The organism is Cellulosimicrobium sp. So1_17 (genome assembly GCF_055181235.1).
In genome coordinates, this window is the sequence record NZ_CM143702.1 from 917759 (window position 1) to 942358 (window position 24600).

The window sequence follows — 24600 nt, forward strand, 5'->3', positions numbered from 1 at the left end:
TCACGCCCATGGCTGCGGCGAAGAAGAAGTCCCACAAGAGCTCGGGCACGAAGACGTCGGGCAAGCACTCCGGCAAGCACGGAGGCAAGCACGGCGGGGGGAAGCACTCCGGCAAGGGGTCCTCCGCGACGTCCGGCGCGTCCGCGAAGAGGTCCGGTGCCGCGGGTGGCGCGGCCCCCGACTGGGACGCCCCGCCGACGGAGGTGCTGCGCGCGCCGTCGAGCTTCGACCTCGCGGCGTTCGACCGGCACTCCACCCCCGGTTTCAGCGGGGACAAGGCCGCCGGCGAGGCGCTCGTCGCGCACCACGCCGACGAGCTGTCGGACCTGCAGGAGCGGCTGTTCGCCGAGGGCCGGTCGGGTGGCTCGCGCTCGGTGCTGCTCGTCCTCCAGGGCATGGACACCTCCGGCAAGGGCGGGATCGTGCGGCACGTCGTCGGGCTCGTCGACCCGCAGGGCGTCGCGCACCGCTCGTTCGGCGTCCCGACACCCGAGGAGCTGCGGCACCACTTCCTCTGGCGCATCCGGCGCGCCCTTCCGCGCCCCGGGCACATCGGCGTGTTCGACCGGTCGCACTACGAGGACGTGCTCATCGGCCGGGTGGACTCGCTCGTGCCCGAGGACGTGCTCGAGAAGCGCTACGACGAGATCAACCGGTTCGAGGAGAAGGTCGTCGCGTCAGGCACCACGATCGTCAAGGTCGCGCTGCTCGTGTCCTACGAGGAGCAGCGCGCACGGCTCATGGAGCGGCTCGAGCGCCCGGACAAGTACTGGAAGTACAACCCGTCCGACGTCGACTCCCGCTCGAAGTGGCCCGCGTACCAGGAGGCGTACCAGACGGTGCTCGACCGCACGAACACCGAGGTCGCGCCTTGGCACGTGATCCCCGCGGACCGCAAGTGGTTCGCGCGCCTCGCCGTGAGCGAGCTCCTGCTGGACGCGCTGCGCCGGTTCGACCTCGGCTGGCCGGCGGCGGACTTCGACATCGAGGTCGAGAAGCGCCGCCTCGCCGCGACCTGACGCTCGCGCTCACGATACTCACGATCGAGACACTCAGCGGTGTGCAGATCGTCCCCTTCTTCGAGGACCTTCTAGTACCCCTCATCCGAACCCAGACGCACCTCGCTATCTCCGCGCCAAGCATGAGACGCGCCCCATTTGCATCTGTCGAAGGCACTGTGCGAGCAACTTCAGCCCCACGCCACCCGAATGCCAGGGCTTCCTGGCCGATAGTGCCGACGGCGGGTACCGTGTGCCCGTGACCCTTGCGATCATTGAGCGCGTCGAGAAGCGCGTCGAGAGCGTCCGCAACGACTGCGATGACACAACTCTGTTTCTTGAGTTGATGTATCTGGGCGAAGCCACGCTGAAGACGATGGTCGCAGGAATGATCGCAGGCATCGATGACGACCGAGACCGGCACCGGTATCGACTAGAGCATGCAGTACTTCGCGCATCTGGCATCGGAGACTGGGCGACGGCACTAGACGACCTACTCACGGGACCGGCCGCCGCAAGCCTCTCACTCGCGACCCGGAACGAAGCGTCCGAACTTACTCGGACGTTCGACTCTCGGGTCGCTGACGCCTGGCAAGTTGAGGCAGTTAACGAAATTGTTCAAGCATGCCGGAGCATCGAAGAAGACTACGCCACCGACTCTGTCAAAGTCTCGGCTCGAAACTGGGTTCGGCACTTTACATGGCTGCGCAACAAGACCCGTGGACACGGCGCGACCAAGGCCGCGACCTGTCGAAGGATGGCACCGCACCTGGAGAAATCAATCCGGGCTCTCATTGACAACTTTTCCCTATTCTCCCGAGAATGGGTGTATCTCCATCAGAACCTTTCGGGCAAGTACCGCGTGATTCCGGTGTCGCGCGCCGCGGGATCCCTGGAACACCTCAAGCGACCGAACGATGTCAGTCTAGATGACGGCATATACATTGTATTGGACGCGCCAAGGCGAGTTTCTTTGATCGATTCAGATGTCGAACTCGCCGACTTCTATCTCTGTAACGGAGCCTTCAACGATAGCTCCGCGATGGCTGAAGCCCTGTCATACGTCACAGATCAACGGCGTCTCATCGATGGGTCCCACTGGCTCACACCACCGAGCAAGCTGCCGGCCAGCGAGACTGAAGGTGCAATCGGATTAGAACTTGAGGGAAATCAGTTCGCGAATATTCCTCCACGCCAAGATGACTACGTACGCCGACCACAACTGGAAGAAGAACTTCACAGATTCCTTCTGAACGACAGGCATGCGGTCGTGACACTCGTTGGCCGCGGCGGAATTGGCAAGACGTCGCTAGCCGTCGAGGTTCTGCATAGAATCGCCGAATCGGACGACTTCTCGAGCCGCTACTTTGCGACCATTTGGTTTTCTGCGCGAGATGTCGACCTGACCGAGTTGGGACCGAAGCTCGTCCGTCCACAGGTTGTGAGCATCAAGGACGTGGCCGAGCAGTTGGTTACTTTGCTGAATCCCAGCGCTGGACGCGAGAAGGGCTTCAGCAAGTTGAACTACCTGGCGCAACAACTCGGGGCATCGGACGTAGGGCCGCTACTTCTCGTATTCGACAACTTTGAGACTGTGCTCGAACCCCAGCAGATGTACGAATGGCTTGACACCTACATCCGCCCACCAAACAAGATCTTGATCACGACGCGGCTGCGCGAGTTCAAAGGCGACTATCCCGTTGAAGTCGGAGGGATGCTACGCGAGGAGTTCGACGCCCTGGTGCACCGAACGGCAGTGCGGCTTGGGATCGGCAGCAAGGTGAGCAGCGACTACGAAGCAGTGCTCTACGACCAGTCCGATGGACATCCATACGTCGCCAAGCTCCTGCTGGGAGAAGTGGCGACGCTCGGTCGGCCAGTGCGCCTCGACCAGGTCGTAGCAAGCCGCGAGGACGTTCTCCAGGCTCTCTTCGAGCGGACATTCATCAAGCTCGCACCGTTGGCTCGTCGATTGTTCCTGACACTTTGCGGCTGGCGCTCTGCGGTCCCGCGGCTTGCTATCGAGGCCGCTCTTTTGCGGTTGGCAGAGGAGCCACTCGACACAAGTCGCGCCGTCGACGAGCTTGTTCGAAGTTCACTTGTCGAAGCAAGCAGGAGTCCAGAGGGCGATGAGTTCCTCAGCGTTCCACTGGCTGCGTCTCTCTTCGGGCGGAAGAAACTCCATGCCAGCCCTTTGCGAAGCGCTATCGAGAACGATGTAGAGTTCCTTCGGCTATTTGGAGCGGCTCGCGGGTCGGACGTTGAGCAAGGTTTCAAGCCACGCTTGAATCGTCTCGTCCGCGCACTGGCGCAGAAGTCGCAGACCGACTCGGAGATCATTGTCGCCAATCGTCCCGTTCTCGAGCATATCGCACGGCAGTACCATCCCGCCTGGCTGTTGATTGCAGACCTGCTTGAGGAGCAGGGCTCCAGATACTGGACGGGCGAAGCGACGGAGGCAGTTCGGCACTATCTTGAAGAAGCACCGGGCGACATCGCAGCATGGTCTCGGTTGGCTGAGCTTTGCCGTCGGCGGGGTGATTTCCAGGGAGAGGTGCAGGCGCTCGTGAGCCGGGCGACTCAACCCTCGGTGGGAGCAGCACTGAACAGTGAGGCTGCATTTCGGATCAACAACCTGCACTCGGCGGGTTCGCTCACCGATATTCCTTCCGATGAGCGTGAAACGATGTACTCCACACTCCTAGATGAACTGGACTCGATCGGCACTTCGTCACTAACGGCGACTGACTACAGCCGCATGACCTGGTTGGCGGTCAACGGGAAGGACAATGCGCGCGCCCGCGCCTATCTGACGCTGGGACGTGCGATCGATCCGACAAACCTGCACATTCAGCGACTTTCGTGGCTAGACTCTGCGCAACTCTGAACCACGTCAGGGCAACAGGGCGCCGGTTCTGATCTACGGATCCAGCAGGAGACTGAGCGCGAGTTGTAGTCATTCACCGCATCGCTGTGCCAAAGGGCGTGCTCAGCGTGTGCAACCGTCCCGTCAGCGTCCAGGATCAGCGCAGACGGCGAACGACTGTTCGGCCGTCCTCGGCGAGCGCGCCGAGCCGCGACAGGGCGCGGAAGTACTTCTTGCGGTAGCCGCCGCGCAGCATCTCGTCGGTGAAGAGGCCGGTCTCACCGGTCCCGCCCAGCAGGACCGGCACGTCGCGGTCGTAGAGCCGGTCGACGAGCACGACGAGGCGCAGCGCCGCGGACTGCTCGGTGACGGCGTGCACGCCCGTGAGGGCGACGGCCGCGACGCCGTCGAGCATCGCGCCGTACCGGCTCGGGTGCACGTGCGTCAGGTGGGCGAGCACGTCGTCGAAGGCGTCGAGCGTCGCCCCCGGCACGCTCGCCGCGGTCGTCCGCACGACGTCCTCGGGCAGCGGTGCCGAGTCGGTGACGACCGCGCGGTGGCGGTAGTCCTCGCCGTCGACCCGCAGCACCTCGAACCGCGCAGCGAGCGCCTGGATCTCGCGCAGGAAGTCCTCGGCGGCGAACCGGCCCTCGCCGAGCGCCTCCGGCAGCGTGTTCGACGTCGCGGCGAGCGCGACGCCGCGGTCCGCGAGCTCGCGCAGCAGGCGCGACATGAGCACCGTGTCGCCCGGGTCGTCGAGCTCGAACTCGTCGATGCACACGAGCTTCTTCGCCGCGAGCGCCTCGACGGTCGCCTGGAACCCGAGCGCCCCGACGAGGTTCGTGTACTCGACGAACGTGCCGTACGCGCTGACGTCGAGCCCCACGGCGTGCGCGAGCGAGGTGAGCAGGTGCGTCTTGCCGACGCCGAACCCGCCGTCCATGTACACGGCGGGGGCCGTGGTGCGGCGTGCGAAGAGACCCTTGCGCGGGGGCTTCACGACGGCGGCGGCGACCTCCTCGAGCCGCGCGACGGTCCGCTCCTGGCTGGGGTACCGCGGGTTGGCGCGGTACGTGGCGAACCGCACGTCGGCGAAGTGCGGCGGCGGGACGAGGTCGGCGAGCAGCCGTAACGGCGGGACGGACGGCCGGACGGCCGCGAGGGCGGCGACGCGCGCGACCTGCTCCCGCGATCCCGGGTCTCGCGGGGCGGGGTCCGGTCCGGTCGAACCCGTCGGCGCGGTGGTCCCGCCGGTGGCTGGCGCTGAAGTCACGAGGATCCAGCCTACGCCTGCCGCTACCGTGGCCGCTGTGACCTCTGCCACGACGCCCACGCCCGGGTCCACGCCCTCGGTGCCCTCGATCGGCGAGCCACCCGCGGGACGGGACGACCTGCCGCCGCTCGATCTCCTGCTCCCCGCGCCGCGGAGGATCGACCCGGACCCCCGCGAGGACGAGCTCGCCGCGCTCTACGCGGACGGCCCGCCCGCGCGCGGCTCGTCGACCGTGCGCGCCAACATGGTCGCGAGCATCGACGGCGCCGCGTGGGGACCCGACCGACGCTCCGGGTCCATCAACGACGACGCGGACTGGCGCGTCTTCCGCGTGCTGCGCGCCCTCGCCGACGTCGTGCTGGTCGGCGCCGGCACGGCCCGTGCCGAGCGCTACACGACGCTGGGCCGTCCTCGCGGTCTCGAGCACCTCCACGCGGCGCCGCTCGAGCTCGCGGTCGTGACGCGCACGGGCCTCGTCCCCGAGCACCTCACGGTCGCTCAGCGTCCACCGTTCGTCATCACGGGCCGCACCGGAGCGAGGATCGTGCGCGAGCGCGGACTTCCCGAGGACCGCCTCCTCGTCACCGACGGCGACACGTCGGACGGCGGCGGGTCCGCCGGCTCCGAGCCTGACGTCGACCTGGCCGCCGGCCTTGCGGCGCTCGCCGGGCGCGGCCTGCGTCGCGTGCTCACGGAAGGCGGGCCGTCGCTCCTCGGCGACCTGCTGCGCGCCGACCTCGTCGACGAGCTGTGCGTGACGACGACACCCGGCATCGTCGGCCCGGGGCCCGGACGCATCGTCGCGGGAGCCGCGCCGTCGGGCCCGTCCGTCGGCCCGCCGCGCGGCGCCCGGCTCGCCCACCTGCTGCACAGTCCCCACGCCCGCCCCGGCGCACCGGCCGGCACGACGCTCGCGCGCTGGCTCCTGCCGATAGGCTGACGCGCGTGACCGACACGATCCTGGTCCTCACCGAGGACACGCTGAACCCGGCCGACGTCCAGCACATGCTGTCCCTGCACGAGGGAGAGACGCTCGCCTATCGCGTCCTCGTGCCGGCCGACACCGAGCGCAACCTCGTCTCCGCGCTGATCGACCACCTCAGCGTGGGCGAGCTCAAGCAGGCGTGGGACGAGGTGCTCGGTCGTGAGCCCTCGGAGAAGCAGGCGAAGGCCACCGCCGCAGAGCAGCTCGAGCGCAGTGTCGCCGAGCTGCGCGCCGCCGGCCGCGACGCCGACGGCACCGTCACCGAGGACGACCCGCTGCCGGCGCTGCGCAAGGCCGTGGCGGCCGGTGACGTCCGCGAGGCCGTCGTCGTGACGTACCCGCACGCGGTCGAGGACACGTTCCACCGCGACTGGGCCTCCCGCGCTCGGGACGAGCTCCACGTGCCGGTCCTGCACCTGTACTCCGGCACGAGCGAGCTCGGCTGAGGCGCGCCGGCTGAGGCGTCCCGAGGACGCCGCCGGCCGGGCTGCTCAGTCCCGCACGCGGTGGCCCGCGCGACGGATCGTTGCGCGGGCGAGCTGGTCCATCGAGTCGAGGTACACGGGGTCGGCGAGCAGGCCGTGGTCGACGGCGACGACCGAGAGCTCGGTGCACCCGAGGACGATCACGGACGCGCCGCGCTCCACGAGGCGCCCCGCGACGGCGCGGAACGTGTCGACGTCGACGGGCCGACCCGCCTTGACCTGCTCGTAGATGATCTGCGAGACGAGCGCCTGGTCGGCGTCGTCGGGCACGACCGTGGTCACGCCGTGGGCGGCGAACGCGTCCTGGTAGACGCCCGCCGCGGCCGTGCCCGCCGTCGCGAGCAGACCGACGGTCGACAGCCCCTGGACGCGCTCGCGCGCCGCGTCCACCGTCGTGTCGATGATCGACACGAACGGCACGCTCACGGCGTCGACCACCTGCTGCGTGAAGTGGTGCGCCGTGTTGCACGGCATGACGAGGAACGACACGCCGAACGCCTCGAGGCGGCGCGCGTCGCGCGCGAGGACGGGTCCGGGGTCGTCGGCGGAGCGCCCGAGCACGAACGCGGTGCGGTCCGGGATCGTCGCGTGGTTGAGCACGACCATGTCCAGGTGGTCCTGGTCGCGCTCCGCCTCGGTGAGCTCGACGACGAGCTGGAGGAAGTACGCCGTCGCGAGCGGCCCGACGCCGCCGATCACGCCGACGGGCGGCCGGTCGTCGCCGGCGCCGAGCGCCGGGCCGGGTCCCGCGGGCGCGTCAGCCACGCCCACCGTCCCGTGCGGCGTCCGTCCGGGCGCCCGTGCTCACGTACGCGGCCTTCGCGGCGGCCACGGGGTAGAACTCGCGGAACCGCTGCACCTGGCGCAGCTCGGCGACGCGGACCCACAGGTCGCGGCGCCACGCGCGGTCCCGCGAGTACTTGAGCGGATGGCCGACGCGCCGGACCTTGCGCACCCGTGCGGCGACCGCCGGGTCGGTCGCTTCGCGCACGTACCGGCGCAGCAGGAACCCGGGCACGATCCGGTAGAGGACCGGGACGCGCCGGGGGTCGGGCACGCGCCCGCCCTGCAGGTGCTCTCCGACCCAGTACATGGCCGGGTTGATGCCGCTCGCCGTGAGGTAGAAGTTCGAGCGGCCCGTGCGCGGGTTGAGCTCGAAGAAGTACCCCGTGCCGTCGCGCGGGTCGACCTTGATGTCGAAGTTCGCGAAGCCCGTCCAGCCGAGGTGCTCGACGAGCTTGCGCGCGTCGGCCTCGATCTGCGGCAGCGGTCCCGTGAGGATCGCCGCCGGGTTGCCGAGCGTGCCCGGGGTGTGCTCCTCGAGCAGCACGTGGCCGCCGTGCGCCATGCGCACCTGCCCCTTCTCGTCCGAGAAGGTGGTCATGATGCGCATCTGCGCGTCGTTGCCCGGCACGAACTCCTGGACGATGAACGGCTCCCGGTACCCCGCCTCGCCCGCCGTGCGCAGGAGCCACTCGAGCTGGTCGCGGTCCGCGAGCTCGTGGACCTTGCGCTTGCCCGTGAACGACGTACGGTGCCAGGCGACGTTGTCCCCGGGCTTCGCGATGATCGGGAACCGCAGGTCGAGCTCGCCGACGCGCTCGCCGCCGTGGCGCACGACCGTGCGCGGGTGCGGCACGCCGAGCTCGATGCAGAGCTCGGAGAAGCGCTGCTTGTCCATGACCCGGTCGAGCAGGTCCGTGGTCGTGTACGGGACCACGGCGACGTCCTCGATCTTCGCGCGGTGCTCGGCGAGCGCCTGCACGTACCAGTCGACGCACGTGACGACCATCGCGGGCGCCTTCGCGCGCGCGGCGACGTCCCGGATCGTGCGCACCATGACCTCGGGGTCGTCGAGCTGCGGCTCGATGACGTTGTCGAGGATGGTCGAGTACCGGATGTTGCGCGTCGAGACGATCGTCACGACCGTGCTGCGCACCCCGTACGCCTCGTGGAACGCGCGGGCCAGGCTGTACGCGCCGGCGTCGCCACCCAGGATGATCGGGTGGACGACGGCCGGGCGTACGACGCCTCGACTCACGCGTCGCCTTCGCGCGTCTCGCTCCGGTCGCGGGTCCACTCGGTGTGGAACACGCCCGGACCGTCGACGCGGCGGTACGTGTGCGCGCCGAAGAAGTCGCGCTGTGCCTGGATGAGCGCGGCGGGCAGGCGCTCGGCGCGCACCCCGTCGTAGTACGCGAGCGACGACGAGAACGCGGGCGTCGGCACGCCGTTGAGCGCGGCCTGCGCGACGACGCGGCGCCACGCGGCGAGGCCGTTGCCGACGGCGCCGGTGAAGTACTCGTCGGCGAGGAGGAGCGGGAGGTTCGCGTCGCGCTCGTACGCCTCGGTGATGCGGTTGAGGAAGCGCGCACGGATGATGCAGCCCCCGCGCCAGATGCGGGCCATCGCGCCGCGGTCGATGTCCCAGCCGAGCTCGGCCGACGCCGCGGCGATCTGGTCGAAGCCCTGCGAGTACGCGACGACCTTCGACGCGTACAGCGCGAGGCGCACGTCCTCGACGAACGCGTCGCGGTCCGTGACGTCCCACGCCTGCGCGTCCGCGGGCAGCGCCGCGCGGCCCGCCTCGCGCTGCGGGACGGAGCCGGACAGCGCGCGCGCGAACGTCGCCTCGGCGATGCCCGTGATCGGGACGCCCAGGTCGAGGCCGTTCTGGACGGTCCAGCGGCCGGTGCCCTTCTGCTCCGCCTGGTCGAGCACGACGTCGACGAACGCCGAGCCGGTCTGCGCGTCGACGTGCTGGAGCACGTCTGCCGTGATCTCGATGAGGAACGACTCGAGGTCGCCCGTGTTCCACTCCTCGAAGATCTTCCCGATCTCCGCGGCCGACGCGCCGAGCCCCTGCTTGAGCAGGTCGTACGCCTCGGCGATGAGCTGCATGTCCGCGTACTCGATGCCGTTGTGGACCATCTTCACGAAGTGGCCGGCGCCGTCGGGGCCGACGTACGTGCAGCACGGGACGCCGTCGACCTTGGCGGAGATGTCCTCGAGGATCGGGCCGAGGCTCGCGTAGGACTCGCGCGTGCCGCCGGGCATGATCGACGGGCCGTTGAGCGCGCCCTCCTCGCCGCCGGACACGCCGGTGCCGACGAAGTGCAGGCCCTGGGCCGACAGCGCCTGCTCGCGGCGGATCGTGTCGGGGAAGTGCGCGTTGCCCGCGTCGACGACGATGTCGCCCTCCTCGAGCAGCGGGACGAGCTCGTCGATCACCGCGTCGGTCGCCGCGCCGGCCTTGACCATGATGACGACCTTGCGCGGGCGCTCGAGCGACGCGACGAAGTCGGCCATGGACTCCGACGGGACGAAGTCACCCTCGGAGCCGGCCTCGGCGATCAGGGACTCCGTCTTGGCGTACGAGCGGTTGTGCACCGCGACCGTGTAGCCGTGGCGGGCGAAGTTGCGGGCCAGGTTGCGACCCATGACCGCGAGTCCGGTCACACCGATCTGTGCTCGTGCTGCCATCTGCTTCCCTGCTCCTCGGAGATCGGTACCGGCGACCTCGGGGGCACGTCCACGGCCGGACGACGCCGCGCGTGCGGCACCGACGGACGCGACGGCGGGCAGGTGCAGCCGGTACGGGGCGGATACGCGGACAGCCTAGTCCCCCGTCCTCGACGGCTCCGGACGTGGCCAGCATCCGGGCGTGGTCAGCGGTGGTGACGATCGCGGTCACGATTCGGTGACGTCCGCGCGCGCCGCGGCCCTCACCGTGCGCGCGGGCTCGTAGTGTGCAGAGGGTGATCACCGCTCACGGGACCGACGCGCCCGCGGAGTTCCGCGCGGCGCTGGACTCCGTCGCCGCCCGCCGCGTGCGCCCCGAGGTGACCCTGCGGGAGGTCCCGGCGCCACGGCGGATCGCGCCGTTCTCCGTCGCGCTCACCGGGGAGGTCGCCGGCGAGGTCGACGACGATCCCGACCTCGCCTCGGGCCGGTTCATCCTCCTCCACGACCCCGCGGGCCAGGAGGCGTGGCAGGGGCGGTTCCGGGTCGTCACGCTCGTGCGTGCCACGCTCGAGCCCGAGATGGCGGCGGAGGACATGCTCGCCGAGGTCGCCTGGACCTGGCTCGCCGACGCGCTGCGCGACACCGGGGCGTCCACCCGGGCCGAGGGCGGCACGGTCACCCGCGTGCTGTCCCAGAGCTTCGGTGCCCTCGCGGGGCGCGCGAACGACGTCGAGCTCGAGATGCGCGCGTCCTGGACGCCGCTCACGACCGACCTCGGGCCGCACCTGGCGGCCTGGGCACAGCTCCTGTGCACGGCCGCAGGTCTGCCCCCGCTGCCCGAGGGGATCACACCGTTGCCCGCGCGACGCAATACCGTAGGTCCATGAGCTCGGCCGCAGCACCTGCACCGTCACCCCTCGACCAGCCCGACGACGCCCCGGACGACGGCGCGGTCTCCCCCGTCGTCGTGCCGCTCTCCGAGCCGTCGGACGGGGTGGGACCCGTGGTCGACACCCCGGAGGCTTTCGCGCGCGTCGTCGACGCGTTCGCGCGCGGGACGGGTCCCGTCGCTGCCGACGCGGAGCGCGCGTCGGGGTACCGGTACGGCCAGCGCACCTACCTCGTCCAGGTCCGGCGCGAGGGCGCGGGGACCGCGCTCGTCGACCCGGTGGGCGTCCCGGACCTCGCTCCCCTGCGCGCGGCGGTGGGCGACGCCGAGTTCGTGCTGCACGCCGCGTCGCAGGACCTGCCCGGGTTCGTCGACCTCGGACTGCTCCCGGCGCGCGTCTTCGACACCGAGCTCGCGGCGCGGCTGCTCGGCATGGAGCGGGTCGGGCTCGCCGCCGTGGTCGCGGAGCTGCTCGGCCTCGGCCTCGCGAAGGAGCACTCGGCGGTCGACTGGTCGACGCGTCCCCTCCCCCCGGAGTGGCTGCGCTACGCCGCTCTCGACGTCGAGGTCCTCGTCGAGCTGCGCGACGTGCTCGCGGCACGGCTCGAGGAGGCCGGCAAGACGGAGTGGGCGGCGCAGGAGTTCGAGGCGGTGCGCACGGCTCCCCCGCCGCCGCCGCGCGTCGACCCGTGGCGGCGCACGTCCGGGACGCACACGCTGCGCGACGCGCGCCGTCTCGCCGTCGTGCGCGCGCTGTGGGAGGCCCGCGACGTCAACGCGCGCCGGCGGGACATCGCCCCGGGTCGCGTGCTGCCCGACCGGGCGATCGTCGCGGCCGCCGAGGCCCTGCCTCGCAGCGTCGCCCAGCTCGTCGCCCTGCCGGCCTTCGCCGGGAAGGGCACGCGCCGGCGCGCCGCCTACTGGCAGCAGGCGATCGACACCGCGCTCGCCCTCCCGGCGAGCGACCTGCCGTCGGTGCGCGGGCCGCGCTCCGACGCCCCGCCGCCGCCGCGCGCGTGGGCCGACCGCGACCCGGGCGCCGCCGCACGGCTCGAGGCGGCCCGCGCCGTCGTGCAGGAGCTCTCGGAGCAGCACACCGTCCCGGCGGAGAACCTGCTCCAGCCCGACGCCCTGCGGCGCGTGTGCTGGACCCCGCCCGACCCGGCGGACGCCGACGGCGTGGCCGCGTTCCTGCGCGGCCGGGGCGCGCGGGAGTGGCAGGTCGGGCTGCTCGCGGAGCGCCTCGCGGCGGCGTTCGCGGACGTGTCGGACCGGTAGGCGGACGGGTAGGGTCGGGGCCGTGCACGACACGAACCTGACGATCCGGACAGTGACCGACCGCGACACCTGGGACGCCCAGGTGAACGCGCTCGGCGGCCACCCGCTGCAGCTCTGGGGCTGGGGCGAGGTCAAGGCGACGGGCGCCTGGACGCCGCGCCGCCTCGAGGCCGTCGACGGCGCGGGCCGCACCGTCGGCCTCGCGCAGGTGCTCGTACGGTCCCTGCCCGCGCAGTTCAAGGCGCTGTGCCACGTGCCGCGCGGCCCGGTCGTGGCGCCCGGTCCCGACGGCTGGGGCGCCGGGCCAGGGGTGGGCGACGACGACGCGCGCGACGCCGTGACACGGGCGGTCGTGGCGTGGTGCAAGGAGAACGTCGGGGGCGTCGGCATCACGATCGAGCCGGACTGGCCCGCGGGTACGCACCTCGACCTGCCCGACGCGCGCGACGCCGCGAACCCGATCCTCTACCCGGTCACGCTGATCCTCGACCTCACGAAGACCCCGGACGAGCTGACGGCCGCGATGGGCAAGTCGACGCGGTACGACATCCGCAAGGCCGCACGGAGCGGGCTCGAGGTGCGCCGCGTCACGGACGAGGCCGACGTCCGCCAGGTCCTCGCGGTCTACCACGAGACGGCCGAGCGGGCGGGCTTCGCGCTGCACGACGACGAGTACTACCTCGCGATCCACCGCGAGCTCGGCGAGCACTCGGTGCTCGTCGCGGCGTTCTCCGAGGGCGCCCCGGTGTCGTTCGTGTGGTGCGTGGCGTCGGCGACGACGTCGTTCGAGCTCTACGGGGGCATCAACGACGCCGGTCGGAAGCTGCGGGCGAACGCGCCGGTCAAGTGGCACGCGATCACGCTCGCGCAGGAGGCCGGGCTCGTCCGCTACGACATGAACGGTCTCCTCAACGACGGCATCAGCGAGTTCAAGCGGAGCTTCGCCCAGCACGACGACGAGCTCGTGCAGAGCGTCGACGTGCCGTTCTCGATGTGGTACTCCGCATGGAACAAGGGCCTGCCGACCGCGAAGAAGGTCGTGCGGAAGCTGCGCGGCGGACGCTGACCGCGCTCCTGCCCGAGGCTCCACCGAGACCCGGTATCGCCCTCCTCGCGAGAGGGGCGATACCGGGTCTCGATGTGTCGTAGCATCGTCCTCGTGCTTTCCCGATACTCGCGGTAGCGTGTATCACCTGAGCGGTGTCGCTCCGGACGCCGCCGTCCCGACCATCTGACCCGGCCCGACCCGGCCGGACCACCCGACCGGATGGAGATACCATGACCGTGGCCGACACCGTGGCCCCAGGAGCCGACGGCGCGACCGCCCCCGAGGCCCACGCACCCACCCAGGCGGCACGCCGTCGTGCGGTGCGCGACGTCGTCTTCGTCGAGGGCGTGCGCAGCCCGTTCGGCAAGGCGCGCCCTGACGGGATCTACGCCGAGACGCGCGCCGACGACCTCGCCGTGAAGACGATCCGCGAGCTCCTGCGGCGTCGGCCCGAGCTGCCCGCCGAGCGCATCGACGAGCTCGCGCTCGCCGCGACGACGCAGACGGGCGACCAGGGCCTCACCCTCGGGCGCAGCGTCGCCGTGCTCGCGGGGCTGCCGAAGTCGGTACCCGGGTTCGCGATCGACCGCATGTGCGCGGGGGCGATGACGGCCGTCACGACGACCGCCGCCAACGTGGCCGTGGGTGCCCAGGACGTCGTCGTCGCGGGCGGTGTCGAGCACATGGGCCACCACCCCATGGGCGAGGGCTCCGACCCGAACCCGCGCTTCGTCGCCGAGAAGCTCGTCGACTCGTCCGCGCTCGTCATGGGCGCGACGGCGGAGAACCTGCACGACCGCTACCCGCACCTCACCAAGGAGCGCGCCGACGCCTACGCCGTGGCGAGCCAGGCCAAGTACGCCAAGGCTCTCGCCAACGGCGACGTCTCCGCCGACCTCGTGCCGATCGCGACCCGGTCGACCGAGCTCGGCTGGGGCCTCGCCACCGCCGACGAGCTCCCGCGCCCCGGCACCACGGTCGACGCGATCCGCGACCTCAAGACGCCGTTCCGCCCCGGGGGCAAGGTCACCGCGGGCAACGCGTCGCCGCTCACCGACGGCGCGACGGCGTGCCTGCTCGCCGCGGGCGACGTCGTCGACGAGCTCGGCCTGCCCGCGCGCATGCGCCTCGTCTCCTACGCCTACGCGGGCGTGGACCCCGAGGTCATGGGCTACGGCCCCGTCCCCGCGACGGAGCGCGCGCTCGCGTCCGCGGGCCTGACGATCGACGACATCGGCCTGTTCGAGATCAACGAGGCCTTCGCCGTCCAGGTGCTCGCGTTCACCGACCACTTCGGCCTCGCCGACGACGACGAGCGGGTCAACCTCTACGGCGGCGCCATCGCGATGGGCCACCCGCTCGCGTCGTCGGGCGTGCGTCTCATGACCCAGCTCGCGCGGCAGTTCGAGCAGCACCCCGAGGTGCGCTACGGCCTGACGACCATGTGCGTCGGCCTCGGCATGGGCGGCACCGTGATCTGGGAGAACCCGCACCACGCCGACTACTCCGGCCACGGCGCCGCCGACACGACCACCGCGACCGACGGGGAGAACTGACCGTGAGCGAGACGACCTCCGAGACCACCAGCAGGCCCGGCACGACGACCGCCGACCAGACCATCACCCCCGAGCCGTCCGCGCAGCGAGACGGCGGCTCGGCCCCGGCGCGCGGGGAGCGCGTGACGCACTCGCTCGTTCGCGACGTCGCCCTCCCCGGCGGGACGGGCACGCTCGCCCTGGTCACGCTCGACAACGGGCTCGACCACACCAAGCCCACGACGCTCGGGCCCGAGGGGCTCGCGGAGCTCCGCTCCGCGCTCGAGCGGATCGAGCGGCGTGCGGCCGACGGCGAGATCGTCGCCGTCGCGGTCACGGGCAAGCCCTACTTCCTGGCCGCCGGCGCCGACCTCACGCAGGCCGCCGCGATCCAGGGCCGGGACGACGCGCTCGGGCTCGGTCGCGCGGGCCACGCCGCGTACGCGATCCTCGGCGGGCTGCGCGAGCGGACCAGCGTCCCGACGTTCGCGTTCGTCAACGGCGTCGCGCTCGGCGGCGGCCTCGAGATCGCGCTCAACTGCGACTACCGCACGGTCGCGTCCGACGCCGGGGCGCTCGCCCTGCCCGAGGTCGGCCTCGGCCTCGTGCCCGGCTGGGGCGGCGCGTACCTCGTGCCGCGCCTGCTCGGGGTCGAGAAGGCCATGGACGTCATCCTGGCCCGTCCTGCGGCGAACAAGCCGTTCAAGGCGAAGGAGGCCGTCGAGATCGGCCTCGTCGACGCGCTGTTCGACGCGCCCGACTTCCTCGAGTCCTCGATCCGGTGGGCGGAGGCGGTCCTGCGCGGGGACGTCGTCGTCGAGCGCCGCGAGCTCGACCCGCAGCCCGTGTGGGACGCGGTCGTCGCAGGCACGCGCCAGCGGCTCGACGCCGTCGTGGCGGGCTCGCGGCCCGCGCCGTACCGCGCGCTCGACCTCGTCGCCGCCGCGCGCACGGCGACCAAGGAGGAGGCGTTCGCCGCCGAGGACGAGGCCCTCGCGGACCTCATCATGAGCGACGAGATGCGCGCGAGCGTGTACGCGTTCCAGCTCGTGTCGAAGGGCAAGCGGCCGCAGGGCGCGCCGGACGCGAAGCTCGCGCGGCCGGTGACCCGGGTCGGCATCGTCGGTGCCGGCCTCATGGCGGCGCAGATCGCGCTGCTGTTCGCCCAGCGGCTCCAGGTGCCCGTCGTCATGCGCGACCTCGACGCCGATCGCGTCGAGAAGGGCCTCGGCTACGTCCGCTCGACGGTCGAGAAGCTCGTCGGCTCCGGGCGCATGTCGCGCGACGCCGGCGCCCGCATCGTCGCGAACGTCCACGGCACCACCGAGCTCGGCGACTTCGCGGGCTGCGACGTCGTCATCGAGGCGGTCACGGAGATCCTCGGCCTGAAGAAGACGGTGTTCGCCGAGCTCGAGGGCGTCGTGGGCGACGAGACCGTGTTCCTCACGAACACGTCGGCGCTGTCCGTGACCGAGATGGCGGCCGACCTGCGCCACCCGGAGCGCGTCGTCGGGATGCACTTCTTCAACCCCGTCGCGCAGATGCCGCTCGTCGAGATCATCCAGGCGGCGAAGACGGACGACGCCGCGCTCGCCACCGCGTTCGCCATGACGAAGAAGCTCCGCAAGACCGCCGTGCTCGTCGCGGACCGGCCCGGCTTCGTCGTCAACCGCCTCCTCATCCTCCTCATGGGCAAGATCGTCGAGGCGGTCGAGAACGGGACGTCGGTCGAGGTCGCCGACCGCGCGGTCGCGCCGCTCGGGCTGCCGATGCCGCCGTTCGCGCTGTTCGACCTCGTCGGTCCGGCCGTCGGCCTGCACGTGCTGACGTCGCTGCGCGAGGACCTCGGCGACCGGTTCCCGGTCTCCCCCGGGCTGCAGCGCATCGTCGACGAGAAGATCCCCGTCGTGCTCGACGCACCCCGCGGTCTGCCGAAGCCGGTCGACCCGGCGATCCAGGCCGTGTTCGGCGACGGCACCGCGCGCGGTGAGGATGCCCTGGATGAGGCCGGCGTGCTCGACTCCGTGCTGACGGCGCTCACGCAGGAGATCGGGCTCATGCTCGACGAGGGCGTCGTGTCCTCGCCGTCGCAGGTCGACCTGTGCATGATCCTCGGAGCAGGCTGGGGCTTCCACCTCGGCGGCATCACGCCGTACCTCGACCGCACGGGCTACTCGGAGAAGGTCCTCGGCCGACGGTTCCTGCCCGACGGCGTCGCGAACGTCCCGGCGGCCGCTGCGGTCCAGCACGCCTGAGGTTCCCGGCACCACCCGGTGCCGATCGTGTCGTGGCCCGTCCGGAGCTCCGGACGGGCCACGGCCGCCTGGTCGACGGTGACGAGGGCCTGGTCGCGGACGACGCCGACCGGGCAGCCTCAGTCCCAGGTCAGCCTGACGACCTCGAACGTCGTCGCGTGCTCGACGCCGAGCGCCTGGCCCGCGGGCCGGGTCATGGACCCGAGGAACTCGGCCGGGTCGAAGCCCTCCCAGCCGAGGCCGTCGAGATACGCGGCGTGCGCCGCGAGGGACGCGACGCCCGCGTCGAACGTCGCGCTGACGTCGACGACGTGCGTCGCCGTGGGCGAGCCGGAGACCCACACCTGCTCGACGCCGCCCCACGGCTCGAGCCCCTCGTCCTCCACCTGGTCCCGGAAGATCCAGCGGTTGCCCGCGTCGCGCACGGCGTCGAGGACCGCACGGCCGGTCGCGACGTGGTCGGCCTGGTTCGGGACGCCGTTCGGGAACGCCTCCCGGTGGTTCCCCGTGATCACCACGTCCGGACGGTGACGCCGCACGACCCGGGCGATCTCGCGCCGCAACGGCACGCCGTACTCGAGCACACCGTCGGGCAGACCGAGGAACTCGACCTCGTCGACGCCCACGAGCCGCGCCGACTCCACCTGCTCGGCCTCGCGGATCCCGCGCGCGACGTCGGGGTCCATGCCGTCGATGCCCGCCTCGCCGCTCGTCACCATGCAGTACACGACGCGCTTGCCCTGACCGGTCCACCGCGCGACGGCAGCGGCCGCGCCGAACTCCATGTCGTCGGGGTGCGCGACGACCGCGAGCGCCGTCGACCAGGTCTCGGGCAACGGGGTGAGCGCGACGGGTTCCTGGGCTTCGGTGGTCATACGGTCACGGTAGGGCCCGGTACTGCATACCGCACCCGGCCTACTCGAGCCCGCGGTGCTCCGCCCACCGGCGCGACGCGGCGGTGGCGCCCGCCTCGATCAGCGCGGCGAGCTCGGGGCGGTCCGGGACGCGGAACGAGACGTAGCCGCCGCGGCCGCCGGCGACGGGCCGGCCGTACGCCTTGGCCGCGAGGTGACCGTCCGGCAGGAGGCGGACGGTGATCGTCTGCAGCTGGAAGACCTCGCCGCGACGCTCGTCGGTCCAGCGGAGGTCGTCGGGGACGGTGACGTTGATCGCGAGAGCGCCCACCTGGACGTCGGGTGTGGTGTCGGGCATCAGCCCATCCTCGTCGACGGCGTGCGTGCCCCGCAGCACGGCGCGTCGGTCAGAGCCCGTCGACGACCGCGTCCTCGACCGACGTGACGCGCGGGTCGACGACGAGCCGCGCCCGTTCCGCGGCGACGATCGTCCGCGCGAGCGCAGCCTCCGACACGTCGACGGCGCCCGCGACCTCCTCGGCGAGCGCGCTGCGCCGCGCGTACGCGTCGAAGAGCCGCGCCTTGGTGTCGAGGATCCGCACGAGGTGCTCGTCGACGCTGTCCTGCGTGAGCAGCCGGTGGACCTGCACGGTCTCGACCTGACCCATGCGGTGTGCGCGGGCGATCGCCTGCGCCTCCGTGGTCGGCTTGGTCTGCGGCTCGCAGAGCACGACGACGGACGCCGCCTGCAGGTTGAGGCCCACTCCCCCGACGTCGATCTGGCTGACGAGCGCACGCGGGACCGGCGAGGCGGTGAAGTCGTCGACGATCGTCTGCCGCGCCGCAGCGGGCACCGACCCGGAGAGCGGGCCGACGGCGAGGTCGCCGAGCACCCGCGCGACGAGGTCGACGACGTCGCGGAAGAAGGAGAACACGACGACCTTGCGCCCGTTCTGCGTCGCTTCGGCCACGATCTCGACCAGGCGACGCACCTTCGCCGAGTCCTCGGCGTGCTCCACGGCGAACGCCGCGCGCCGCATCGCCATGAACCCACCGGTCGCGACCGCCTCCCGGTACGCCGCGCCGTCGACGGGCCCGAGGTCCTCCCACTCGTCGACCTGGACGAGCTCGGGCAGCTCCTCGAGGACGTCCTCGGCGTTGCGGCGCAGGTAGGCCGGCGCGACGGCCCGGCGGAACGCCTCGGGGCCCGCAGCACCCGCGGCGGCGTCGAGGCCGGCGGCGAGCTCCGGATGCAGGTAGCCCACGAGCGTGCGGAACTCCTCGACGCGGTTCTCCATCGCCGTCCCCGTGAGGAGAAGCACGTGTGGCGTCCCGGCCGCGAGCGCGGCGACGGCGAGCGAACGCTTGGCCTCCGGGTTCTTGACGTAGTGCGCCTCGTCGACCACGACGACGGCCGGCCCCGACGCCAGGAACGTCTCGGTCCCCGCGGCGCGCAACCCGGCGAAGGTCGTGACCGCGACGCCACCGCGTGCGCGCCATGCCGTCTCCGCCTCCTCGCGCGCCTCGCCGTGCAGCGCGTGGACCGTGAGGTCGGCGTGCGCGCGCAGCTCACGCACCCAGTTCGTCAGCACGCTCGCGGGGCACACGACGACGGCGTGCGTCGCGCCGCCCGCGACGAGGTGCGCGATGACGGCGATCGCCTGGACGGTCTTGCCGAGGCCCATCTCGTCGCCGAGGATCGCGCGCCGCTGGGCCAGCGCGAACCGTGCGCCGAACGCCTGGTACCCGCGCAGAGAAGCGCGGAGCAGCGTCTCGTCGAGCGCCTGCGTCTGGACGCGCTCGACGAGCTCCGCCGGCAGGTGACCCTCGGTCGCGGCGAGATCCCGTCCCGTGGGGGCGACGCCGTCGAGCAGCGCGTAGTACGCGGCGGAGCGGCGGCGGAAGTCCTCCCAGACGTCGTACGGCCGGCCGGGCTCGGCCAGCAGCGCGACGACCCGGCGCGCGTCCTCGGCGAGGCCCGTGGCGCGCGCCTCGTCGCCCAGCGCGGAGAGGGTCGCGACGGCGGCGAACGCCCGCCGGCGACGCTCCCCCCACGCGAAGAAGCGGCGGGTCCCGCTCGCCGCGACGCGGGCGTCGTCGTGCACGCGCTCGTGCTCGGCGAGCGCGCGTCGCGCCTGGTCGCCGTACCGCGCGAGGGCGGCCTCGGCCCGGTCGAGCGAGTGCAGCGCCTGGACGAGCGCTGTCGCGACGGGGTCGGTCGGGGTGAGGTCGATGCGGAACCGCAGGCTCGCGCGCACCGCGCGCGCCACCTGCTCCGCCGCGGCGAGCAGGTGGGTCGCGGTCTGCGGGCCGATGCCCGGGACGCGCTCGAGCCCCCGACGCCCGAGGCGCGCGACCTCGCCGACCGTCGCGACCCCGGCGTCGGTGAGCGTGCCGAGGCGCAGCCGCTCGCGGGTCACGTCGCGCAGCGCCGCGACGTCGACGCCGTCGAGGTGCGCGAGGACCTTCTCCTCGCGGCTGTCGCCGAACGCGGCGCGGACGCGCTCGCGCGCCACCGACGGCGCACCGAGGAACCGCTCGAGCAACGCCGCGAGCGCATCCCCGTCGTCGACGGCCTGCCGCGCCGCTGCCACGTCACGGCGCGGCGGCACGTCCTCGGTCACGTCTCGCTGCGGATCACGCAGGCTGCGAGCCTGGCCGCGACGGTCGGCACGTCCTCGACCTCGCCGGCGGCGATCTGGATGACAAGGTCGTACGCGTCGTCCTGCGGCATGGCGAGTCGCGCACCGTTCAGAGCGTAGAAGAGCCGCGCCCCGACCCAGCCGAGGCGCTTGTTCCCGTCGATGAGTGCGTGATTCTTCGTCAGCGAGAGCAGCAGAGCAGCGGCCTTCTCGTCGAGCCCCGGATACGCCTCCACACCGAACATGGACGCCCCGGGGCGCGCGAGAGCCGACGAGAGCAGCCCGTAGTCCCGCACGGCTGCGGGAGCACCCAGAAAGGCGTCCGCAGCGGCGAGCAGGTCGTCCTCGTCGAGGTAGACGACCACTGCTACTGCGCGAGCCGGTCGAGGAGCTCGCGGTCCTCCTCGACGATCTGCGCGATGAGCCGGTCGCGCAGCTCCCGCCGTTTGGCGTCGTACTCCACGACGGCGCGGCCGACCGCGACGTTCGCCGAGACGCCGTCCCGGCGCGCGATCCGTTCGAGCGCAGCCTGCGCCTCGTCGTCGAGCCGCAACGTCATGGCCATGGAAGCCTCCTGGTCGAAGTGATACCAGCACGGTACCACTCTGCCCGGAGACCGGCCTCGGTGACCACGACGACGCCCCGCGTGACCTCTTCCAGGTCGTCGGCGCGCACCGTCAGCTGCGCTCAGTACGTCGTGAGGCCGTGCGCGCGGAACTGGTCGCGCACGCGGTCGGTCAGCTCTGCCGACGGTGCCGGCGCGTCCTCGAGCGCGTACGTGCGTCCGAGCGCGTCCCACTTGTCGCGGCCCATCTGGTGGAACGGGAGCACCTCGACGCGGGTCACCGTCCCGGGACGGATCGCGTTCAGCGAGGCCGCGTACTCCGCGACCTTCTCGACGTTCTCCACGTCGTCCGTGAGGCCCGGGACGAGGACGAACCGTACCCACACCTCGGGCGCGTGCCCGTCGAGGCCGCGCTCGGCGATCCGACGCCCGAACCGCAGGGTGGGCTCGAGGTCGCGGCTCGTCACACGACGGTAGGTCTCCGGGTCGCCCGACTTCACGTCGAGCAGCACGAGGTCGGTGTCGTCGAGCATCGCGTCGGTCGCGTTCGTGCCGAGGAAGCCCGACGTGTCGAGCGCGGTGTGCACGCCCATGGCCTTCGCGCCGCGCAGGACCCGGGCGGCGAACGCGGGCTGCATGAGCACCTCGCCCCCCGAGAGCGTGAGCCCGCCGTGCGTCGCCAGGAAGACCGGCAGGTAGCGCCGCACGCGCGCGAGGAGACCGTCCGCGGTGACGGGCTCGCCGTCCTTCATCGCGAACGTGTCGGGGTTGTGGCAGTACAGGCACCGCAGCGGGCAGCCGTTGAGGAACACGGTCAGGCGCGTCCCCGGCCCGTCGACCGCGGTGACGAGCTCCCACGAGTGGACCGAGCCGAGCTCGCCCGCGCGCATCGCCGCGAGCTTGTCGGCCCGGTCCACGTCCGCGACCGTCAGCCCGTCCAGGCCTGCGCCCGCCCGGCGGGCGTGGCCCACCGGCGAGCCCGTCATCGCGGGGTCCGCCGCGGCGTCCGGCACCTCGAGGCGCGTGGCGTCGTCGGGCGGCACGCTGCCCGCGGGGAGGCCGCAGCCTCGCCCGGTGCGGGCGGCGGGGGCGGGAAGGGTGACGGTCATCGGGTCTCCTCGTGGTGCGCGGTGCGGCTACAGCGCGCCGTGGAACGTGCGCGACAGCACGTCGAGCTGCTGCTCGCGCGTGAGGCGGACGAAGTTCACCGCATAGCCGGACACGCGGATCGTCAGCTGCGGGTAGTTCTCCGGGTGGTCCATGGCGTCCAGGAGCGTCTCGCGGTTCAGCACGTTGACGTTCATGTGGTAGCCGTTCGAGCCGACGTACGCGTCGAGGAGGCCGGCGAGGTTGGTCACCTGCTCCTCCTTCGTCCGCCCGAGGCCGCTCGGCACCACGGTGTTGGTCAGCGAGATGCCGTCCTGCGCCTCGTCGTACGGGAGCTTCGCGACGGACAGCGCCGACGCCAGCATGCCGTGCGTGTCGCGGCCGTTCATCGGGTTCGCGCCCGGGGCGAACGGCTCGCCGGCGCGTCGGCCGTCGGGCGTGTTGCCCGTCGCCTTGCCGTACACGACGTTCGAGGTGATCGTCAGGACCGACTGCGTCGGCACCGCGTCGCGGTAGGTCGGGTGCGTGCGCACCTTCGCCATGAACCGCTCCACGAGGTCGACGGCGATCTCGTCGGCCCGGTCGTCGTCGTTGCCGAAGGTGGGGAACTCGCCCTCGGTGTCGTAGTCGACGACGATCCCGCGCTCGTCGCGCACGACCTTCACGGTCGCGTAGCGGATCGCCGACAGCGAGTCCGCCGCGACGGAGAGGCCGGCGATGCCGCACGCCATCGTCCGCAGCACGTCCTTGTCGTGCAGCGCCATCTCGAGGCGCTCGTACGCGTACTTGTCGTGCGACCAGTGGATGCAGTTGAGCGCCTCGACGTACGTGGCGGCGAGCCAGTCCATCGTGGCGTCGAACTTCGCCATGACGTCGTCGTAGTCGAGCACGTCGCCCTCGACAGGTGCCGCCACGGGCGAGACCTGCTTGCCCGAGACCTCGTCACGCCCGCCGTTGATCGCGTAGAGCAGCGTCTTGGCGAGGTTGACGCGCGCACCGAAGAACTGCATCTGCTTGCCGACCCGCATCGGGGACACGCAGCACGCGATCGCCGCGTCGTCGCCCCACGCCGCACGGATGAGCTCGTCCGACTCGTACTGCACGGCGGACGTGTCGATCGACACCTGCGCGCAGTAGTCCTTGAACCCCTGCGGCAGCTCGGGGCTCCAGAAGACCGTCATGTTGGGCTCCGGTGCCGGGCCGAGGTTGTAGAGCGTCTGGAGGAACCGGAACGAGCTCTTCGTGACGAGCGGGCGGCCGTCCTCGCCCATGCCGGCGATCGTCTCCGTGACCCACGTCGGGTCGCCGGAGAACAGAGCGTCGTACTCGGGGGTGCGCAGGAACCGCACGATGCGCAGCTTGATGACGAAGTCGTCGACGATCTCCTGCGCCTGCGACTCCGTGATGCGTCCGGCCTCGAGGTCGCGGTCGATGAACACGTCGAGGAACGTCGACGTCCGCCCGAGCGACATCGCGGCGCCGTTCTGCTCCTTCACGGCGGCGAGGTAGGCGAAGTAGAGCCACTGCACGGCCTCGCGGGCGCTCGTCGCCGGGCCGGAGATGTCGTACCCGTAGGTCGCGGCCATCTCCTTGAGCTCGCCGAGCGCCCGGATCTGCTCCGCGTGCTCCTCGCGCTCGCGCGCCACCGTCTCGGTGAACGGGAGCGTGTCGAGCTCGAGCTTGTCGAGCGTCTTCGCCGCGACGAGGGCGTCGACGCCGTACAGCGCGACGCGGCGGTAGTCCCCGATGATCCGGCCGCGTCCGTAGGCGTCCGGGAGACCGGTGATGATGTGCGAGCTGCGGGCCGCGCGGACGTTCGGCGGGTAGACGTCGAACACGCCCTGGTTGTGGGTCTTGCGGTACTCGCTGAAGACCTTCCGCAGGGTCTCGTCGACCTCGTAGCCGTAGGTCTTCAGGGCACCCTCGACCATGCGCCAGCCGCCGTTCGGCATGATCGCCCGCCGGAGCGGCGCGTCGGTCTGCAGGCCGACGACGATCTCGTTGTCCCGGTCGATGTAGCCGGGCGCGTGCGCCGTGATGCCCGCGGGGGTGTGCGGGTCGACGTCGTGGACGCCCTTCTCGCGCTCCTCGGGGAACATCGCGGAGAGCGTCGCCCAGATGCCGGTCGTGCGCTCGGTCGGGCCCTCGAGGAACGAGGAGTCGCCCGTGTAGGGGCGGTAGTTGCGCTGGATGAAGTCGCGGACATCGACGTGGTCGCGCCACGGACCGTCCACGAACCCCTCCCAGGCGGGGACGTGGGCGTCGTCGGTCTGCGGACGGGTCCCGCCCTGCGTGCGCGGTGCCTCGGAAACGCTGGTCATCGGTCCTCCTTCGTGCCTCACGCGCTGATCCGCG

20 protein-coding genes are annotated in these 24600 nt (G+C 71.7%); 9 read left to right on the plus strand and 11 right to left on the minus strand.

Going from position 1 to position 24600, the window contains the following annotated elements:
• Positions 1 to 8: 8 nt before the first annotated feature.
• Complete coding sequence (locus tag ACZCLJ_RS04125) at positions 9 to 1019, plus strand: PPK2 family polyphosphate kinase (RefSeq protein ID WP_463105568.1); 1011 nt, start codon at positions 9 to 11, stop codon at positions 1017 to 1019.
• Between the two features lie 238 nt (positions 1020 to 1257).
• A complete protein-coding gene (locus ACZCLJ_RS04130) occupies positions 1258 to 3885 on the plus strand; it encodes a hypothetical protein (RefSeq protein ID WP_463105569.1) in 2628 nt (875 codons plus the stop codon).
• Between the two features lie 136 nt (positions 3886 to 4021).
• Here ACZCLJ_RS04130 and zapE read toward each other — a convergent pair whose 3' ends face one another.
• Complete coding sequence (zapE, locus tag ACZCLJ_RS04135) at positions 4022 to 5137, minus strand: cell division protein ZapE (protein ID WP_463105570.1); 1116 nt, start codon at positions 5135 to 5137, stop codon at positions 4022 to 4024.
• 37 nt (positions 5138 to 5174) lie between these two features.
• On the opposite strand from zapE, the gene ACZCLJ_RS04140 reads away from it, so the two are divergent.
• Both ACZCLJ_RS04140 and ACZCLJ_RS04145 read left to right on the plus strand, forming a co-directional pair.
• On the plus strand, positions 5175 to 6077 hold the full coding sequence (locus tag ACZCLJ_RS04140) for a dihydrofolate reductase family protein (RefSeq protein WP_463105571.1): 903 nt from the start codon (positions 5175 to 5177) through the stop codon (positions 6075 to 6077).
• 5 nt (positions 6078 to 6082) lie between these two features.
• Positions 6083 to 6568: a hypothetical protein gene (locus ACZCLJ_RS04145; RefSeq protein ID WP_463105572.1), complete on the plus strand. Its 486-nt coding sequence runs from the start codon at positions 6083 to 6085 to the stop codon at positions 6566 to 6568.
• 45 nt (positions 6569 to 6613) lie between these two features.
• On the opposite strand, the gene cuyB is transcribed toward ACZCLJ_RS04145, so the two are convergent.
• From cuyB to gndA, 3 genes are read right to left on the minus strand one after another with little or no spacing between them, the layout of a single operon-like run.
• On the minus strand, positions 6614 to 7372 hold the full coding sequence (cuyB, locus tag ACZCLJ_RS04150; protein ID WP_463105573.1) for a cysteate racemase: 759 nt from the start codon (positions 7370 to 7372) through the stop codon (positions 6614 to 6616).
• Positions 7365 to 8648 carry a carboxylate--amine ligase gene (locus ACZCLJ_RS04155; RefSeq protein WP_463105574.1) on the minus strand — a complete coding sequence of 428 codons (1284 nt, stop codon included), beginning with the start codon at positions 8646 to 8648 and terminating at the stop codon, positions 7365 to 7367. The genes cuyB and ACZCLJ_RS04155 overlap by 8 nt, the downstream gene beginning before the upstream one ends.
• Positions 8645 to 10090, minus strand: a complete 1446-nt coding sequence (gene gndA, locus ACZCLJ_RS04160; RefSeq protein WP_251150855.1) for an NADP-dependent phosphogluconate dehydrogenase — start codon at positions 10088 to 10090, stop codon at positions 8645 to 8647. Before gndA ends, ACZCLJ_RS04155 begins: the two co-directional genes overlap by 4 nt.
• 275 nt (positions 10091 to 10365) lie before the next feature.
• Here gndA and ACZCLJ_RS04165 point away from each other — a divergent pair, with 275 nt between their 5' ends.
• The 5 genes from ACZCLJ_RS04165 to ACZCLJ_RS04185 all read left to right on the plus strand — a co-directional run bounded on the left by ACZCLJ_RS04165 (position 10366) and on the right by ACZCLJ_RS04185 (position 17077).
• Positions 10366 to 10959, plus strand: coding sequence for a DUF3000 domain-containing protein (locus ACZCLJ_RS04165; protein WP_353050425.1), 594 nt, complete (start codon positions 10366 to 10368; stop codon positions 10957 to 10959).
• A complete protein-coding gene (locus ACZCLJ_RS04170) occupies positions 10956 to 12239 on the plus strand; it encodes an HRDC domain-containing protein (protein ID WP_463105575.1) in 1284 nt (427 codons plus the stop codon). The genes ACZCLJ_RS04165 and ACZCLJ_RS04170 overlap by 4 nt, the downstream gene beginning before the upstream one ends.
• Positions 12240 to 12261: 22 nt before the next feature.
• Positions 12262 to 13305 (plus strand): lipid II:glycine glycyltransferase FemX, encoded by a 1044-nt coding sequence (locus tag ACZCLJ_RS04175; protein ID WP_251150853.1) that lies wholly within the window; start codon positions 12262 to 12264, stop codon positions 13303 to 13305.
• Positions 13306 to 13517: 212 nt separating this feature from the next.
• Positions 13518 to 14843 (plus strand): thiolase family protein, encoded by a 1326-nt coding sequence (locus tag ACZCLJ_RS04180; protein ID WP_251150852.1) that lies wholly within the window; start codon positions 13518 to 13520, stop codon positions 14841 to 14843.
• A 62-nt stretch (positions 14844 to 14905) separates the two neighbouring features.
• Positions 14906 to 17077 carry a 3-hydroxyacyl-CoA dehydrogenase NAD-binding domain-containing protein gene (locus ACZCLJ_RS04185; RefSeq protein ID WP_463106351.1) on the plus strand — a complete coding sequence of 724 codons (2172 nt, stop codon included), beginning with the start codon at positions 14906 to 14908 and terminating at the stop codon, positions 17075 to 17077.
• Positions 17078 to 17196: 119 nt separating this feature from the next.
• Here the strand turns inward: ACZCLJ_RS04185 and ACZCLJ_RS04190 are convergent, their stop codons facing one another.
• The 7 genes from ACZCLJ_RS04190 to pflB all read right to left on the minus strand — a co-directional run bounded on the left by ACZCLJ_RS04190 (position 17197) and on the right by pflB (position 24566).
• Positions 17197 to 17952 carry a PIG-L deacetylase family protein gene (locus ACZCLJ_RS04190; protein ID WP_463105576.1) on the minus strand — a complete coding sequence of 252 codons (756 nt, stop codon included), beginning with the start codon at positions 17950 to 17952 and terminating at the stop codon, positions 17197 to 17199.
• A 40-nt stretch (positions 17953 to 17992) separates the two neighbouring features.
• Positions 17993 to 18289: a hypothetical protein gene (locus tag ACZCLJ_RS04195; RefSeq protein WP_251150850.1), complete on the minus strand. Its 297-nt coding sequence runs from the start codon at positions 18287 to 18289 to the stop codon at positions 17993 to 17995.
• A gap of 49 nt (positions 18290 to 18338) precedes the next feature.
• Positions 18339 to 20555, minus strand: a complete 2217-nt coding sequence (locus ACZCLJ_RS04200) for a DEAD/DEAH box helicase (protein ID WP_463105577.1) — start codon at positions 20553 to 20555, stop codon at positions 18339 to 18341.
• On the minus strand, positions 20552 to 20938 hold the full coding sequence (locus ACZCLJ_RS04205; protein WP_251150848.1) for a type II toxin-antitoxin system death-on-curing family toxin: 387 nt from the start codon (positions 20936 to 20938) through the stop codon (positions 20552 to 20554). Before ACZCLJ_RS04205 ends, ACZCLJ_RS04200 begins: the two co-directional genes overlap by 4 nt.
• Positions 20939 to 20940: 2 nt before the next feature.
• Positions 20941 to 21138, minus strand: a complete 198-nt coding sequence (locus ACZCLJ_RS04210; RefSeq protein WP_251150847.1) for a hypothetical protein — start codon at positions 21136 to 21138, stop codon at positions 20941 to 20943.
• 122 nt (positions 21139 to 21260) lie between these two features.
• Positions 21261 to 22124: a pyruvate formate-lyase-activating protein gene (gene pflA, locus ACZCLJ_RS04215; protein ID WP_463106352.1), complete on the minus strand. Its 864-nt coding sequence runs from the start codon at positions 22122 to 22124 to the stop codon at positions 21261 to 21263.
• Positions 22125 to 22274: 150 nt separating this feature from the next.
• On the minus strand, positions 22275 to 24566 hold the full coding sequence (gene pflB, locus ACZCLJ_RS04220) for a formate C-acetyltransferase (protein ID WP_463105578.1): 2292 nt from the start codon (positions 24564 to 24566) through the stop codon (positions 22275 to 22277).
• Positions 24567 to 24600: the final 34 nt, after the last annotated feature.